The organism is Haloferax mediterranei ATCC 33500 (genome assembly GCF_000306765.2).
Lineage (GTDB): Archaea > Halobacteriota > Halobacteria > Halobacteriales > Haloferacaceae > Haloferax > Haloferax mediterranei.
Window position 1 is genome coordinate 1,856,294 of record NC_017941.2, and the last position, 13,893, is coordinate 1,870,186.

The window sequence follows — 13,893 nt, forward strand, 5'->3', positions numbered from 1 at the left end:
CAAAACAGAGAAAGCCAGGAGTGGGATTTGAACCCACGAAGTCTCGATTACAAGTCGAGTGCATGAACCGCCCATGCTCTCCTGGCGCATTTTCCGATTATCCGTCCTCCTTTGAGTGTGTATCGTTTTCCATCGATTTCTCCAGTTCGATTCGGTGGGGGGAATAGCCGTGCCGACGGTAGAACCGACGGGCCGAATCGTTCGCTGCCATCACGTCCAACGCAATCGCCCCGACGCCAGCATCCCGTAGTTCCGTCTCTGCCGCATCCAGTAGACGACTACCGATTCCCGAATCACGTCTGTCCGGGACGACGAACAGATTACGGACGGTCCCACGGGTAATGTCCTGTTCGTATGCGCCCGTCTCGACATCGAACATGACGAACCCGGCGATGTCCCGCTTGTGGTCGTCATCGTCGGCTTCCGTTTCAGTCGCCTCGTCGCGCGCGACGAGTACACCACCGACTGAGAGATGGTACGCCATCGACTCGCGTACCACTGTCCTGTTGGCGTCAGCACCGAGGTGTGAGCCGAAGGCCCGCTGCCCGCTTGCGAGGTCGACCCACATGTCGGCGAGCGTGTCGAGGTCCGACCACTCGGCCGAAGTGACGCGCATACCCTCTTGTCTGGGCGCAACGCGTTTTTACATATCGTTGTTTCTCATCCAATCACACCCCGGTGAATAGAACTCAGTTGTCAATTCTGGGTAATCGATGGAGAAAGACTTATGTTTGATTATCGTCCGCACATACCATGAGGATAGTTATCAATGGGTATTGCAGAAACATACACCCGTGGAAGGCGGTTCGCCATCGAGCGCCCGTTTGCGCTCGTACTGGCAGTCATCGCAGTAGCACTGCTCGGTGACCTGCTTCTCGGGATTGTAACTGGGCAGACACAGTTTGCCGATATTGGCACACTGGTCTGGGATGGTCTGATGCGCGGGCTCGTAATCGGCCTCGCAGGCATCGGGTTGTCGATGACGTACAGTATTCTGAACTTCGCGAACTTTTCGCACGGCGACTACATCACGGCCGGGGCATTTTCCGGCTGGGCGACGACGTACCTCATCGCCGGTCTCGGCAGGGCTGACGTGGGCGCACTCCTGTTAGTCGGAGCAGGTGGCTCTGTCTACGGCGGGACCCTCGACATCGGAATGCTCTCGACGCCGCTCGCCGTCGTCGCTGGCATCATCGTCGCCGGTGGCTCCACTATCGCGCTGTCGCTCGCGGTGGACCGGACCGTCTTCCGGCCGATTCGGAGCGAAGACGGTGTCACGCTCCTCATCACGAGTATCGGTATCGCGTTTGCGCTTCGCTACGTGATGCAGTTCGTCTTCGGGTCAGCCGTTCGCGGGACGACCGCACAACCGCCGTCCCTCGGACTCTACCTCATCGACGGCACTGTTTTCATCAATGCACACGACATCACGCTCCTCATCGTCGCATCCGGGCTGATGCTCGGCGTCCACCTACTCCTGCAGCGGACGAAACTCGGAAAGGCGATGCGCGCGATGGCTGACAATCAGGACCTCGCGCTCATCACCGGTATCCCGACCGAACGCGTCGTCCGCGCGACGTGGGTCATCGGTGGCGGCCTCACGGGTGTCGCAGGATACATGTTTATCCTCTGGAAGGGGACACTCGGCTTCAACGATGGATGGCTCTTGCTACTCCTCATCTTCGCGGCTGTCATCCTCGGCGGCATCGGGTCCATCTACGGCGCGATTACCGGGGGGCTCGTCATCGGGCTGACGGCGTCGATGTCGGTCCTGTGGATTCCGTCCGCGTTCGCGCGGGCCGCCGCGTTCGTCGTGATGATTGTCATCCTGCTCGTGAAACCGTCCGGTCTCTTCAGTGGGAGGGCCACAGCATGAGCGTCCGCGACGACATCGCCGCTCGCGTTCCAGGCGGCGACACGGGTCTCATCGTCCTCGTCCTCGCGTCGGCGTACCTGCTGTACGTCCTCGCGGGTATCGGGCTTGGGTACGACCTTCGCGGGCAACTGAACTCCATCGCCACGCTGACGTTCTACATCGGCGTGTTCGCGATGCTATCGCTCGCGCTCAACCTCCATTGGGGGTACACCGGGCTGTTCAACATCGGCATCGTCGGCTTCATGGCCGTCGGTGTGTACGTGATGGCGCTCGTCTCGAAACCAACCTTCGTCGCCGGCGGCGCAGCGCAGGTCGGGGGGCTTGGCCTGCCGCTGTGGGTCGGTATCCTCGCGGGCATGGTTGCGGCTGCGCTGTTGGGTCTCGTAGTCGCGCTTCCTGCACTCCGGTTGCGGGCGGACTACTTGGCAATCGTGACGATTGCGATGTCAGAAATCGTCCGATTCAGTTTCCTCTCGGGCGAACTCCAGCAGTTCTCGCTGTTCGGAAATACCGTCGGATTCGGTGGCGGGTCGGGTCTCATCCTCGACTTCGTTCCGCCACTCGAAGCGTTGTTCCAGTCGGTGGGACTCTGGGGAGTTTACCTCGGACTCATCGACGCGTTCCAGGTCATCGTTCCGACGAATCCCAAGCCGGTCGTCGACGGTATCGTCTACGGCCTGTTGCTCCTCGGCTTCGTCACCGCGTTCTACTGGTTGCTCAAGCGCACCGGTGAATCGCCCTTCGGTCGCGTACTGAAGGCCATCCGCGAGGACGAAGACGTGGCAAACGCGCTCGGTAAGGACACTGATAAGTTCAAGATCAAGTCGTTCATGCTCGGCTGTGCCCTCATGGGCCTTGCCGGTATCCTCTGGCTCATGCCGCAGGGTGCTGTGACGCCGAACTTCTTCCGGCCGCGCGTGACGTTCTTCGTCTGGATCGCCCTCATCATCGGTGGGGCGGGGTCGAACACCGGCAGCGTCCTCGGCGGCGCGGTGTTCGCCGCAGTGCTCTACCAAGGGCCACGGTACTTCCAGAACCTCGTGTCGACGGTGTTCCCCAACCTCGACTCGCCGTCAGGATTCGGACAGGCTATCGGGCCGTTCATCTCGCAACTCGACCCCGTACCGTTCCTGCTCTACACGGTCGACAGCATCCGACAACTCCAGCTTGTGGTAATGGGTCTCGTGCTCATCTGGTTGATGCACAACCGGCCGGAGGGACTTCTCGGCCACCGCAAAGAGACGGCCTCCGTCATCTCGCTGTCGCGTCCGAAGTCGATGGCGACTGACGGTGGGACGGTAGAGGGGGGTGAAGACGAATGAGTGACGCTGCCTCACCACCTGTCGACGATGTCGCGAAGAAAGTCGATGAAGATGCACTGGGGGCGTTCGCCTCGGGCGTCGACACGACGGTCGACTTCCCGCTGCAGGTCGAGGGACTGCACAAGTCGTTCGGCGGTATCACCGCCGTTGACGGCGCGTCCTTCGAGGTCGAAGCCGGGACGCTTACGGGTCTCATCGGTCCGAACGGGGCCGGTAAGTCCACGACGTTCAACCTCATCACGGGGATGCTCAAACCCGATTCGGGAACGGTCACGTTCAACGGTGAGGACATCACCGGCGAGGAACCGCACGAAATCGCCAACCGCGGCATGGTTCGGACGTTCCAAATCGCTCGCGAACTGAGCGACATGACTGTCCTCGAAAATATGATGCTCGCGCCGAAGCACCAGCGCGGCGAAGAACTGTGGCGCTCCGTCATGCCGGGCGTCCGCGACGACGTTCGCGAACAAGAAGAGGAACTCCTCGAACGTGTCTGGGCAGTCCTCGACTTCTTCGACATCGACCACATCGCCGAAGAGTACGCGGGCAACCTCTCGGGCGGCCAGCGGAAACTCCTCGAAATGGCGCGGGCACTTCTCACCGACCCCGATATGCTGCTCCTCGACGAGCCATTCGCGGGAGTCAACCCGACGCTCGAAAAGAAGTTACTCAAACACATCCACGAACTCCGCGAGCAGGGCTACACGTTCCTGCTCGTCGAACACGACATGGACCTCATCATGAACAACTGTGAACACGTCATCGTCCTCCATCAGGGGAAGGTTCTCACTGAGGGGACACCGGACGACATTCGGAGCAACGAAGAGGTCATCGAGGCCTACCTCGGAGGGAACGTATGAGCGTCGACGCTAACACCAGTGCGACGAGCGGTGCGGGCGTCGAAGACCGAAGCGACGTACTTCTGCGCGTCCGCAACCTCGATGCTGGCTACGGCGACCTGCAAATCCTCACCGACGTCGACATGGACGTGTTCGACGGCGAGTACGTCACTATCGTCGGCCCGAACGGGGCAGGCAAGTCGACGACCATGAAATCCGTCTTCGGGCTGACCGCCCTCATGGGCGGGGAAGTCCAGTTCAAAGAAGAGGATATCACCGGCCGACGCCCCGAAGATATCATCCACGTCGGTATCGGCTACGTCCCGCAGAACGACAACGTGTTTCCCACACTGACGGTCGAAGAGAACCTCGAAATGGGCGCGTACATCCTCGATGAGGTGCCGTCAGAGGCGATGCGGGCAGTCTACGACAGGTTCCCGATTCTCGAAGAGCGCAAACACCAGAAGGCGGGCACCATGTCCGGCGGGCAACAGCAGATGCTCGCAATGGGTCGTGCGCTCATGCTCGACCCAGACTTGCTCCTCCTCGACGAGCCATCGGCGGGACTCGCCCCTGACCTCGTCGAAGAGATGTTCGACAAAATCGACGAAATCAACGAGGCGGGCACGGCCGTCCTGATGGTCGAACAGAACGCCAAAGAGGCGCTCCGGCGCTGTGACCGCGGTTACGTCCTCGCAAACGGACAGAACCGCTACATGGATACTGGCACTGCGCTGCTCGAAGACGAACAGGTCAGACAGGACTTCCTCGGCGGATAGCTATCCTCAAACCCGGCGTCCATTTTTCTGACACCTATCCGAGTAGCGACTGTACTACTCGTTGCACCGACTGCGCCCTCAGTCGCACTGGTACAGGAGCGATTCGACTACCGGAGCGCCGTTTTCGAGCTTCAACGTTACTCTCGTAGTCAAGCAGTAGCAGGCGGTGTATCTCACTGTTTCCGAGCCGTCGTCCGTCTCGATAGTTAGTTCGTACTCGCCGCCGATTGGAATGTCGAATTTGAGTTTCGACTCCCCGGGTGATACTATCCGTGTCGTCTCCGTGACGACCCCTTCGTCGTCCGAAAGCGTCAGCATCACCTCGCGGTCGACATCGTCAGTGTTCTCGACGGAAATCCACTTGCCTCTCGGCCACGAACAGCCGACCCTGAGCGACCCGTCCTCAGCGACGAGAATAGTCAACAACGGCCACGCCCAGTTTTCCGGGATGTTCCACTCGTAGGTCGCACGGCGGCCGTCCTCGGCCTCGACGAACACGTCGTAGGTCGCGTGCGACTCCACCAGTGGGGGCGTCGAAATCTCGCGGTCGGTCTCAGCGTTGAAGGTGTGTTCGATGAATCGGTCGCCGTCGAACTCGATGGCGACGGTGAGCATGGCGTCCTCGTCGCTTTCGTTTCGAATTTCGGCGCGCGGCGGCTCGAAGATTTCTTTCGCACCTGAGACGCTGTACGGGAGGTACTCACTGTTGCCTTCGGTGAGTTGCTGGCGGGGTTTGAGGTCGCCGCCGTTCGTAAGTGACGCGCCACTCGTAGTCGAGCGTTGCGCCGGTATCGAGTTCGGCGGCGACGTGGTACGTCCCCTCGCCGACGAGGGTGTCTTCGACGGACATTCCGAAACCGGGTCCGGCACTGACGTCAACCGACCGGTCGATGATGGTGTCGTCGCCGTCTCGAACACGGACTGAGAGTGTCTGATTCACATCGTCTTCGTTTTCAACGACGAGGTTGGCTCGAGGCTCGTAGTCCGGCGTTTGCGTCTCCGGTTCCGTATCCTTCGGCGGCGGTGTCGGGTTAGTCTTCGTGGCTTGCGTATCTGTTACCCCGTCCTTGTCGGAGAGACACCCGGCGGTGAGCGTGAGATACGACCCGCCGAGCGTCGAGAGGAGGGCACGGCGCTTCATTACCTGAGGAGTGTCAACTTCAGAATAAGCGTCTTGTGTCGCAGCGGTAGCCGACACCGCAACGATAGTGCGGTCGCTCACGACGTTGCGCCGAAAGAAAAGTCGAGTCTGCCCGGGTCTTTCGCCCTGCTCAGTTCTCCGGACCGGAGAGCGCCGTTTCGATGACGGAGGAGTACGACGACTCGCCGATGTTGAACGCGACCTGATTGTACACTTCGCCACCGAACTCGTCGGCGAAGACGTTGCTGAAGCGCTCGGAGAGTTGCTGTCCGTAGTCGTTGTTGACGAACAGCGTCGACACCGTACTGACTTCGAGGCGCTCGGACATGACCTGTGCCATGACGCGACCCTGCAGGAAGTCCGAGGGTGCCGTCCGGAAGATGAAGTCGTTGTCTTCGAGGTTCGAGACGGACAGCGCCGTCGAGGACGGCGAACAGCCGACGATTTCGTTCGGGATGAACGCCTGCTGTGAGACGGGGACGTTCACGCCGGACGACGCCGACCCACACACGGACGGGACGCCCGCGGAGACGAGCGACTGCGCGGCTGAGACACCGGCGTCCGGAGACGTTTGGGTGTCTTCGATTTGCGCGTTGACCGAGATGCCGGCCGGGTTGGCATCGTTGACCTGCTTGACCGGTATCTGGGCGGCCTGAATCATCGGCTGACCGACTGCTGCGAGGTCGCCGGTCTCCGGAAGCAGAATACCCACGTCGAGTTCGCGGTCAGTGCCGCCGGGGCCGCTGTCGGCCGCCGGTCCCGCCCCGTCGGGGTTTTCGCCCGCGAAGGGTTGTTTGTCAACTTCCGTCGTTGCGTTGTTCGCTGCGTCGAACTCCCAGATGGCGTAGGACGCCTCTGCTGGGTCGCCCTTCTTGTCGAAGTTGACCGAAGATGACGCCCCTTCGTAACTGATGTCTTCGCCGTTTGCGGCCGCCTCGATACCCTCGACGAGATTGTCTGGGCCGACGGTCATACCGCCGGGGTTGGCCATCCGGCGCATCTGGTCTTTGATTGCCGGTCCGGAGTTCTCACCGGCCGCGGCGTTCGCAAGGAGTTGGACCGCCACGGAGTCGTAACACTGCGAAGTGAAGACGCCGGGTGCCGCGTTGTACTCGTCTTGGAACAGTTGGTTGAACGTCTCTTGGTTCGGGCCGCCTGCTGCCGGTGCCGTCCCGGTGACGTTCGCCATGTCGTTGCCGACCTGTCCGGGCATCGACCCGGAGCGGAGTCCGTCAGGAACCAGAATTTCTTCGTTCCCCTCGGAAGCGCTGTAGTAGTCGCGGAACAGTTGAATACCACTTTCTGGGTAGCCGATGACGACAAGCCCTCCTGGGCCGTCGCCACCGCCACCACCGCCGCCACCGATGCATCCCGATAAGCCAGTCAAACCTGCTGCGCCCGCGGCTCCCACTCCCTTGAGGAAGTCACGGCGTACGATATCACGTACCATGTGAAATGGCATGGGAAGGGTGGTTTATAAATTTAACTACCGCTATTCAGAAACCAGTAGTAATTGCGGTGGACAGCGGTACGAGCATTGGCTGGTTGACATACTCTATCACTATGTTTTATATACCATCTCCGCGAAAAGCGTGAATCGCTGCGTTCAAACGTTTTCCGGGGTGTCTTTCGGTAGATGACTATTCCGTCGTTCGTCATCGGCATCGCCGGGGGCAGTGGTGCCGGGAAGACGACCGTGGCCCGACTCATCACGGAGAACGTCGGTGAATCCGTGACGCGGATTCCGATTGACAACTACTACAAAGACCAGAGTCACCTCGAAATGGCCGAGCGGGAGCAGATGAACTACGACCACCCGTCGGCGTTCGAATGGGACCTGTTGTACGACCAGTTATCCGAACTGCTCGAAGGGCGGTCCGTGGAGATGCCGCAGTACGATTTCGAGGTTCACAACCGAAAACCGGAGCGAGTGACCGTCGAACCCACCGACGTTATCATTCTGGAGGGGATTCTCGCGCTCTACGACGAGGACGTCAACGAGATGCTCGACCTGCGTCTGTACGTCGAAACCGACGCCGACGTTCGTATCCTTCGGCGCATCCAGCGCGACGCCATCGACCGCGGACGCGACCTTCAGGGCGTCATCGACCAGTATCTCTCGACGGTCAAGCCGATGCACGAGCAGTTTATCGAGCCGACGAAGAAGCACGCGGACCTCATCATCCCCGAGGGTGCAAACAGCGTCGCCGTGACGCTTCTCGAAGAGAAGGTTCAGGCCGAAGTCGAAGGCGACGAGACGCGCACGTGGGAACGAGACGCTATCGAACGGGAAGTACAAGAACGAGCCTCGTACGAGAAGTCCGACAGCTAATCGCTCGGTTGGAAGTCCGTGCTTGCGGCGACGATTACGCCGTGTTACTCGTGACGAACTGTTCTGCGCCTTCGTAGAACCAGAAGTCGTTTTCGCGCATCGCCTTGCCGACGGCCTTGTGGAGTTCGATGAAGTCGCCGAACTCCTCGCCTTCGACGTGTTCGAAGATGTCTGCGAGCGAGACGACGCGCTCGTAGTCGAGTCGAATGGGGTGGTCGCCGTACTCCTCGACGAACTCCGCTTTGTTCAGCGGGAAGTCCTCGTCTTCGTCGACCTTCTTCGCGATGACTGCCTGGCCGTACTTGCGTCCGCCTTCGCTCCCTTCTTCGCCGTCCGGGTCGTGTGGCCAATCCATACCCGAGTGTTGGCAGGCCGATTCAAAGCCGTTACGCATTTGTGGAAATCTGTCATGGGGGATTGGGTTGGAAGAGTCAGTAGGTCGCGGTTACTTTGCGGTGATTTCTGGTTGGACTGGGATTGTGAACAACGCCGAGACGGTCCCTCGCTTCGCTCGGGTTGCGACTCGTCTCGTTCAAATCCCAGCCGTTCCCGATTCAGACGCTCACGGAGGCGAGCACACGCTACGCGGTGCTTTGTGTCCGAACTACTACTGAGGTTCCTCAGAAAACCACAGTTTTGTTCAGGGTCTCTCAGCAACTCGATTGTTTTAGCAGATTATCGTCTTTTGTATCGTTTGACTTGGTACGGACGTATTTCGTCGTTCCGCGCGTTGCACTACGAACTTTTGTCCTCCTACCGTTGTGTTCTACTACAACGTCACGTCCTTTGTTCTCAATCAAGTCGTACACCTCCGCAGGTGTTTTTTGCCCCATACCGTCCGACAATCCAATTGACTGAATATCTCGGCAGTCTTGAGGTTTCGATTCTACGTCCACACAATTGACAATTAATGCCATGCCTATCGATACCACTTCAGCAATTATAAAAGTCAGGAATCCAAGATATTGTTAGAATGCGGTGGGACTGGGATTTGAACCTCACTCGCAACGCTTCGCGTTGCTCGCTGCTTCAAATCCACAGTGGACCGATTCAGACGCTCACGGAGGCGAGCACACGCTACGCGGTGCTCGCCGGGTTGTTCGCGTCAGAATGCGGTGGGACTGGGATTTGAACCCAGGATTCCGTGAGGAAACCTGCTTTCAAGGCAGGCGCGTTAGGCCGCTCCGCCATCCCACCTTCGCACGACAATTTTGATTCCGGTACCTAAGAGTTGTCGCTTTCGTTAGCCGCGGACGAGTTCCAACACGCCGTCTGTCTCCTCGACGCGAAGCCCGTGGTCGAAGACGAACGTCGTCGTGTGCTCGGGAACGACGCGCTCCGCCTCGACACGCGAGCGAAGCATCGGAACGACGGTTGCGAGGTCGGCACCCGTTTCGAGGACCGGAAGCATCGGGATGTAATCGAGATTGCGGTCGGCGTCGTCGGCGCACTCGGCGAGCGTCTCGATTTCCGGCGTCTCGTACGCATCGGTGAAGTCAATCGGCTCGCGGAACCCGGAGAAGTAGACCCGTCCTTCCGTCGACGGACCGAGGACGACCGGCGTACTGCGGAGCTTCATCGCCGCGCTGTCGATGTGCGTGCGACCCAAAAGCGGGACGACTGGTCGAGCGACTGCGACCGAGTGGACTTCCTCTTCGTTTAGAAGGTGCGAAACGGTGTTACCCGCGCGTGCGGCGAACGTCGACCCGACCTGTGGCTCGAAGCGCACGTCGCCGGTTCCACCGAGAGCGTCGGCGACGACGCTTCGAATCTCGGCCTCCGCGGAGTGTTCGGCGACGAACTCCTCGGGAAGTTGGTCGTCCGGTCGGTAGTTCACGAGTAAGTCGCCGCCCGACCGCTCTACGGCGGTACAGATGTCCTTGAGCATCGCGGCGTAGAGCGCTGCGGCTTCGTCTTCCGACAGGGGGCTGGTCTCCGCGAGGTCAGAGAGAACCAGTCCGGGCCGCGGCGGTTCGGCGAGTACGGCGATGACGGTCATGGTCTCTTCTCACGCCGGGAAACCCTTGAACCCGCCGCTTATCGACCGCCGTCTCAGCGACTCTGTCGTCCTTTCGTCTGTCGATAGTCTCGGCCGAAGACCGACTCACGGACGTGTTCGACGAACGCCTCAGTCTCCGCGTCAGTCTGTTGTTCCGGTTCCTTCATCGGAACCAGTTCGAACCCGCGCCCGCGGATGGTCGTCGCGTGCTCCGCGTCGATGTCGAAGCTATCCGCCGCGCGCGTGGTGTAATCGAACGCGAGCGCCTCCAGTGCAGCCTGCCCGACGGGAACGATGATGTGCGGGTTTATCATCCGAACCTCGGCGTTCAAGTACGGCTCGCAGGTCGAAACCTCGGTTTCTTCCGGTCCTCGCTCGGGGTGGTGACAGCGGGTCAGATACGTGAGAAAAACGTTCTGTACGTCCGGCTCTTCGGCGTCCGGCTCGGACCGCGAGAACCCGAGTTCACCGAGGATGCGCTGAACCCGTTCGCCAGCGTCGTCACCGGTGAAGGGGACGCCCGTCCGCTCTGCACTCGCAGAGGGGGCCTGGCCGACGAACAGGAACTCCGCCCCCACGTCGCCGTAGCCGTGGACGACCTGCTCGCGGACCTCGCAGAGGCCCGAGCAGTTGGTGCAGTCGGTGTCCATCGAGAAGGGGTTCCGGAACTGGCGTTGGTGTGCGTCCACAGGTATGGATTCGGCTCTAGAACCAAAACCGGCCCGGTCTGTGCAGTCTCTTCTGGTGAGGACGTACCCTCTCACACCAACCAGCCCGTGTTCGAGGTGCGTAGTGAAAGTGAACAGACGACAGAGTAGTATCTGAAACCGCAGGGATTGCTTCGACGGGAAAAACAGCTGTTTCTCAGTAAGCGAATGTGAAATCGAGCGTCGCCGGACTCGTCGCGGTCGAACTCGTAGCAGTCGAATCTGTTGTTCCCGCTTTATCAGCGGTCGAGACCGCCCTGCGCCTTGATATCCATGATGTGACGGACGTTCAGGTATATCTCCTCCGGCGAGGTGTCGCCGTCGGGGTCGTAGAGGTCGCTCACGCGGTAGAGGATGGCCGACACCTGCTTGCTCTCCGAAGAGTCGCCGTAAATATCGTCTGCGACCTCGCGGAGGAGTTCGACCTTCTCGGGGTTTGCGGGGAACTCGGCGTCCGAGTCGGGGGCCATCTCCCAGTCGACTTCGTCCGCGGGCGTCTCATCGTGAGGTCGCTCCTCGTCACTCATTTCTCGCTAACACTCCGTCGCTGGACGATACCGACCATGTCGGCCACGTTTTCGGTCATCACGCGGAAGGCATCAGCGGTCTCGTTCTCGTCTTCGAGGACGATGGGTTGCCCGCCGTCGCCGCCTTCGCGGACGGCCGGGTCGAGGGGGAGCGCGCCGAGGAACGGGAGTTCGTTCGAAGCGGCGAACTCGCGGCCACCGCCCGCGCCGAAGATGTCGTGGTTGTTCCCGCAGTCGGGACAGCGGAACGTGCTCATGTTCTCGACGATGCCGAGGACGTTCGTATCGTGCTTGCCGAACATCCGAAGCCCCTTGTTGGCGTCGTCGAGGGCGACGTCCTGCGGTGTCGTGACGATAACTGCGCCGGTAAGCGGGAGCGTCTGGAGAATCGTCAGTTGTGTGTCGCCCGTCCCCGGCGGCAGGTCGAGAACGAGGTAGTCGAGCGAACCCCACTCAACGTCTTCGACGAGTTGGGTGAGCAGTTGGTGCACCATCGGACCGCGCCAGATGACCGGGTCGTCCTCGCCGACGAGGAAGGCCATCGACATGAGTTTCATCCCGTATCGTTCCGGCGGGACGATGGTCTGGTCCTGCGTCGCCTGCGGCGCTTCCTCGGCGGAGACCATCCGCGGGACGTTCGGCCCGTAGATGTCGGCGTCGAACAGGCCGACGCGCGCACCGAGTTTCGAGAGACCGGCCGCAAGGTTCACCGCGACAGTCGACTTTCCGACGCCACCTTTGCCGGAGGAGACGGCAATAATATTCTTGACGCCCGGCAGAACCTCCTCGTCGGGGTCGCGGTTGGTCGGTATCTTGGCGGTGAGGTCGGCTTCGAGTCCATCTTCTGCGAGCACTTCGCGGATTCGACGGCCGATGGCCGTCTCCGACGGGGAGTATGGTGCCCCGAGCGCGAGTGAAATACGGGCGGTGTCGCCGTCGACTTCGACGGCGTTCACCAGTCCGAGCGAGACAATATCGTCTCCGAGGTCGGGGTCCTCGACCGCTCGTAAGCGGTCGCGTACGTCGGCTTCGTCCATGTCCGTTCATCCGGTGGTGTGTCCGATAAGGGTTTTGTAAGGTCTCGTCTGCTGGTGATGACCCACTGTGACGTCTGCCAACTCAGGCGGCTGACTCGTTGCAACTCGTGTGACTGGCTCGTGTAACCCATACAACCGACTCGTTGCAATCCATGCTATCGGCCTGTACGGACCTGACTTTGACGGCGGCGCATTCGTAACGAAAACCAGTTACTAGTATCCTGCAATCGACAGCGAATTTATCAACGTACATCCCGACTGTTCGGCACATGGTGCTGGTGGACGACTTCGGGAGAGAGGTAACCGGCGTTCGCATCTCCTTGACCGACCGGTGTAACTTCGACTGCGTCTACTGCCACAACGAGGGGTTGGGAGATACGCGCGGACCGATGGACGCCTCGGACGACGAGATGAGCGCGGACGACGTGGTCCGATTCCTCGATGTCGTCGAGGAATACGGCGTCAAGAAAGTGAAATTCACGGGCGGCGAGCCGATGCTCCGTGCCGACCTCGAAGAGATAATCCGGCGAACGCCCGAGTCCATGGAGACTTCGCTTACGACTAATGGGACATTTCTCCCGGACCGTGCCGACGACCTCGTCGAGGTCGGTCTCGACCGCGTAAACGTTTCGCAGGACGCCCTCGACCCGGAGGCGTTCGCCGAGATTACGAAGTCCGGTGCGTACGACAAGGTGATGGAAGGCGTCAAAGCGGCCGTCGACGCCGGTCTAACGCCCGTCAAGCTCAATATGGTTGTATTCACCAAAACCGCGGGCTACGTCGAAGATATGGTCGAGTACGTCGCAGAGAACGAAGGCCTCCAACTCCAACTCATCCAGTACATGCCGGAACTCACGGGTCGCCCTGAGTGGAACATCGATATCGAGCGCGTCCACAAGTGGTTAACAGACCTCGCGGACGAGGTCGAAGTCCGGGACATGCACAACCGCCGTCGCTACTACGTCGGAAACGGTTCCGCGAGCGACGCGAGTGGTGCCCCGTCGGACGCGTCCGGCGGTGGCATGGTCGAAATCGTCGACCCCGTCGAGAACGCCGAATTCTGTGCGAACTGTCATCGCGTGCGTGTGACACACCAAGGATACCTCAAGGGCTGTCTCAACCGGAACGACGACCTGCGACCGATGGGCGAGATGACTCGCACGGATATTCAGCACGCGTTCGAAGAAGTCGTCGCCAACCGTGTCCCCTACTACGGCGAGTACCTCGTCCGCGACGGCGACGGCGGATGGACGCTCAACGAAGAGTACATCGGCGTGTGAACGGTCCACTGACGTTCACTGCTGGTATTCCCCAACAGCACTGAGTAAACTTGT

General features: G+C 60.4%; 16 protein-coding genes and 2 tRNA genes. 6 read left to right on the forward strand and 12 right to left on the reverse strand.

From position 1 onward, the window contains the following. Window positions 1-12: 12 nt before the first annotated feature. Together HFX_RS09455 and HFX_RS09460 are read right to left on the reverse strand one after the other, a co-directional pair. Window positions 13-86 (reverse strand) — tRNA-Thr (locus tag HFX_RS09455). Between the two features lie 11 nt (window positions 87-97). Continuing rightward, the gene (locus HFX_RS09460; RefSeq protein WP_004060305.1) at window positions 98-616 is read right to left on the reverse strand and encodes a GNAT family N-acetyltransferase; all 519 of its coding nucleotides are present in this window, start codon (window positions 614-616) and stop codon (window positions 98-100) included. A gap of 321 nt (window positions 617-937) precedes the next feature. Between HFX_RS09460 and HFX_RS09465 the strand changes: the two genes are divergently transcribed. Genes HFX_RS09465 through HFX_RS09480 form a run of 4 tightly spaced genes read left to right on the forward strand, consistent with a single transcriptional unit; the run spans window position 938 to window position 4,816 of the window. Continuing rightward, on the forward strand, window positions 938-1,876 hold the full coding sequence (locus tag HFX_RS09465; protein WP_179955377.1) for a branched-chain amino acid ABC transporter permease: 939 nt from the start codon (window positions 938-940) through the stop codon (window positions 1,874-1,876). After that, window positions 1,873-3,198: a branched-chain amino acid ABC transporter permease gene (locus HFX_RS09470; RefSeq protein WP_004060301.1), complete on the forward strand. Its 1,326-nt coding sequence runs from the start codon at window positions 1,873-1,875 to the stop codon at window positions 3,196-3,198. Before HFX_RS09465 ends, HFX_RS09470 begins: the two co-directional genes overlap by 4 nt. Continuing rightward, on the forward strand, window positions 3,195-4,058 hold the full coding sequence (locus tag HFX_RS09475) for an ABC transporter ATP-binding protein (protein WP_004060298.1): 864 nt from the start codon (window positions 3,195-3,197) through the stop codon (window positions 4,056-4,058). Before HFX_RS09470 ends, HFX_RS09475 begins: the two co-directional genes overlap by 4 nt. Beyond that, complete coding sequence (locus HFX_RS09480) at window positions 4,055-4,816, forward strand: ABC transporter ATP-binding protein (RefSeq protein ID WP_004060296.1); 762 nt, start codon at window positions 4,055-4,057, stop codon at window positions 4,814-4,816. The genes HFX_RS09475 and HFX_RS09480 overlap by 4 nt, the downstream gene beginning before the upstream one ends. Before the next feature lie 78 nt (window positions 4,817-4,894). Here the strand turns inward: HFX_RS09480 and HFX_RS09485 are convergent, their stop codons facing one another. The 3 genes from HFX_RS09485 to HFX_RS09495 all read right to left on the reverse strand — a co-directional run bounded on the left by HFX_RS09485 (window position 4,895) and on the right by HFX_RS09495 (window position 7,407). Further along, window positions 4,895-5,431, reverse strand: coding sequence for a hypothetical protein (locus HFX_RS09485; RefSeq protein WP_004060294.1), 537 nt, complete (start codon window positions 5,429-5,431; stop codon window positions 4,895-4,897). An 85-nt stretch (window positions 5,432-5,516) separates the two neighbouring features. Beyond that, window positions 5,517-5,957 (reverse strand): hypothetical protein, encoded by a 441-nt coding sequence (locus tag HFX_RS09490; RefSeq protein ID WP_004060292.1) that lies wholly within the window; start codon window positions 5,955-5,957, stop codon window positions 5,517-5,519. Between the two features lie 130 nt (window positions 5,958-6,087). Then, window positions 6,088-7,407 carry an ABC transporter substrate-binding protein gene (locus HFX_RS09495; RefSeq protein ID WP_004060289.1) on the reverse strand — a complete coding sequence of 440 codons (1,320 nt, stop codon included), beginning with the start codon at window positions 7,405-7,407 and terminating at the stop codon, window positions 6,088-6,090. Window positions 7,408-7,593: 186 nt separating this feature from the next. Between HFX_RS09495 and udk the strand changes: the two genes are divergently transcribed. Beyond that, a complete protein-coding gene (gene udk, locus HFX_RS09500) occupies window positions 7,594-8,289 on the forward strand; it encodes a uridine kinase (RefSeq protein WP_004060288.1) in 696 nt (231 codons plus the stop codon). 34 nt (window positions 8,290-8,323) lie between these two features. On the opposite strand, the gene HFX_RS09505 is transcribed toward udk, so the two are convergent. From HFX_RS09505 to HFX_RS09530, 7 genes are all read right to left on the reverse strand, one after another. Further along, the gene (locus HFX_RS09505; protein WP_004060286.1) at window positions 8,324-8,644 is read right to left on the reverse strand and encodes a DUF5785 family protein; all 321 of its coding nucleotides are present in this window, start codon (window positions 8,642-8,644) and stop codon (window positions 8,324-8,326) included. 295 nt (window positions 8,645-8,939) lie between these two features. Further along, a complete protein-coding gene (locus tag HFX_RS20620; protein WP_081603730.1) occupies window positions 8,940-9,206 on the reverse strand; it encodes a DUF3892 domain-containing protein in 267 nt (88 codons plus the stop codon). 196 nt (window positions 9,207-9,402) lie between these two features. Then, a tRNA-Ser gene (locus HFX_RS09510) sits at window positions 9,403-9,486 on the reverse strand. Window positions 9,487-9,532: 46 nt separating this feature from the next. Continuing rightward, window positions 9,533-10,288, reverse strand: a complete 756-nt coding sequence (locus HFX_RS09515; protein ID WP_004060284.1) for a TIGR04282 family arsenosugar biosynthesis glycosyltransferase — start codon at window positions 10,286-10,288, stop codon at window positions 9,533-9,535. Window positions 10,289-10,341: 53 nt separating this feature from the next. Then, window positions 10,342-10,977: a uracil-DNA glycosylase gene (locus tag HFX_RS09520; RefSeq protein ID WP_004060282.1), complete on the reverse strand. Its 636-nt coding sequence runs from the start codon at window positions 10,975-10,977 to the stop codon at window positions 10,342-10,344. Window positions 10,978-11,234: 257 nt separating this feature from the next. Beyond that, window positions 11,235-11,522, reverse strand: a complete 288-nt coding sequence (locus HFX_RS09525) for a hypothetical protein (protein WP_004060279.1) — start codon at window positions 11,520-11,522, stop codon at window positions 11,235-11,237. After that, window positions 11,519-12,559 (reverse strand): Mrp/NBP35 family ATP-binding protein, encoded by a 1,041-nt coding sequence (locus tag HFX_RS09530; protein ID WP_004060278.1) that lies wholly within the window; start codon window positions 12,557-12,559, stop codon window positions 11,519-11,521. The genes HFX_RS09525 and HFX_RS09530 overlap by 4 nt, the downstream gene beginning before the upstream one ends. Before the next feature lie 269 nt (window positions 12,560-12,828). On the opposite strand from HFX_RS09530, the gene moaA reads away from it, so the two are divergent. Continuing rightward, complete coding sequence (gene moaA, locus HFX_RS09535) at window positions 12,829-13,839, forward strand: GTP 3',8-cyclase MoaA (protein ID WP_004060277.1); 1,011 nt, start codon at window positions 12,829-12,831, stop codon at window positions 13,837-13,839. The last annotated feature ends 54 nt before the right edge of the window (window positions 13,840-13,893 follow it).

Bases quoted from the DNA above. Each gene is read 5' to 3' on its own strand.
- moaA (WP_004060277.1), top strand. From the start codon at position 12,829: ATGGTGCTGGTGGACGACTTCGGGAGAGAGGTAACCGGCGTTCGCATC.
- HFX_RS09490 (WP_004060292.1), bottom strand. From the start codon at position 5,957: ATGAAGCGCCGTGCCCTCCTCTCGACGCTCGGCGGGTCGTATCTCACG.
- HFX_RS09470 (WP_004060301.1), top strand. From the start codon at position 1,873: ATGAGCGTCCGCGACGACATCGCCGCTCGCGTTCCAGGCGGCGACACG.
- HFX_RS09505 (WP_004060286.1), bottom strand. From the start codon at position 8,644: ATGGATTGGCCACACGACCCGGACGGCGAAGAAGGGAGCGAAGGCGGA.
- HFX_RS09460 (WP_004060305.1), bottom strand. From the start codon at position 616: ATGCGCGTCACTTCGGCCGAGTGGTCGGACCTCGACACGCTCGCCGAC.
- HFX_RS09480 (WP_004060296.1), top strand. From the start codon at position 4,055: ATGAGCGTCGACGCTAACACCAGTGCGACGAGCGGTGCGGGCGTCGAA.
- HFX_RS09525 (WP_004060279.1), bottom strand. From the start codon at position 11,522: ATGAGTGACGAGGAGCGACCTCACGATGAGACGCCCGCGGACGAAGTC.
- HFX_RS09485 (WP_004060294.1), bottom strand. From the start codon at position 5,431: ATGCTCACCGTCGCCATCGAGTTCGACGGCGACCGATTCATCGAACAC.
- HFX_RS09495 (WP_004060289.1), bottom strand. From the start codon at position 7,407: ATGGTACGTGATATCGTACGCCGTGACTTCCTCAAGGGAGTGGGAGCC.
- HFX_RS09530 (WP_004060278.1), bottom strand. From the start codon at position 12,559: ATGGACGAAGCCGACGTACGCGACCGCTTACGAGCGGTCGAGGACCCC.
- HFX_RS09515 (WP_004060284.1), bottom strand. From the start codon at position 10,288: ATGACCGTCATCGCCGTACTCGCCGAACCGCCGCGGCCCGGACTGGTT.
- HFX_RS09465 (WP_179955377.1), top strand. From the start codon at position 938: ATGCGCGGGCTCGTAATCGGCCTCGCAGGCATCGGGTTGTCGATGACG.
- HFX_RS09475 (WP_004060298.1), top strand. From the start codon at position 3,195: ATGAGTGACGCTGCCTCACCACCTGTCGACGATGTCGCGAAGAAAGTC.
- HFX_RS20620 (WP_081603730.1), bottom strand. From the start codon at position 9,206: ATGGCATTAATTGTCAATTGTGTGGACGTAGAATCGAAACCTCAAGAC.
- udk (WP_004060288.1), top strand. From the start codon at position 7,594: ATGACTATTCCGTCGTTCGTCATCGGCATCGCCGGGGGCAGTGGTGCC.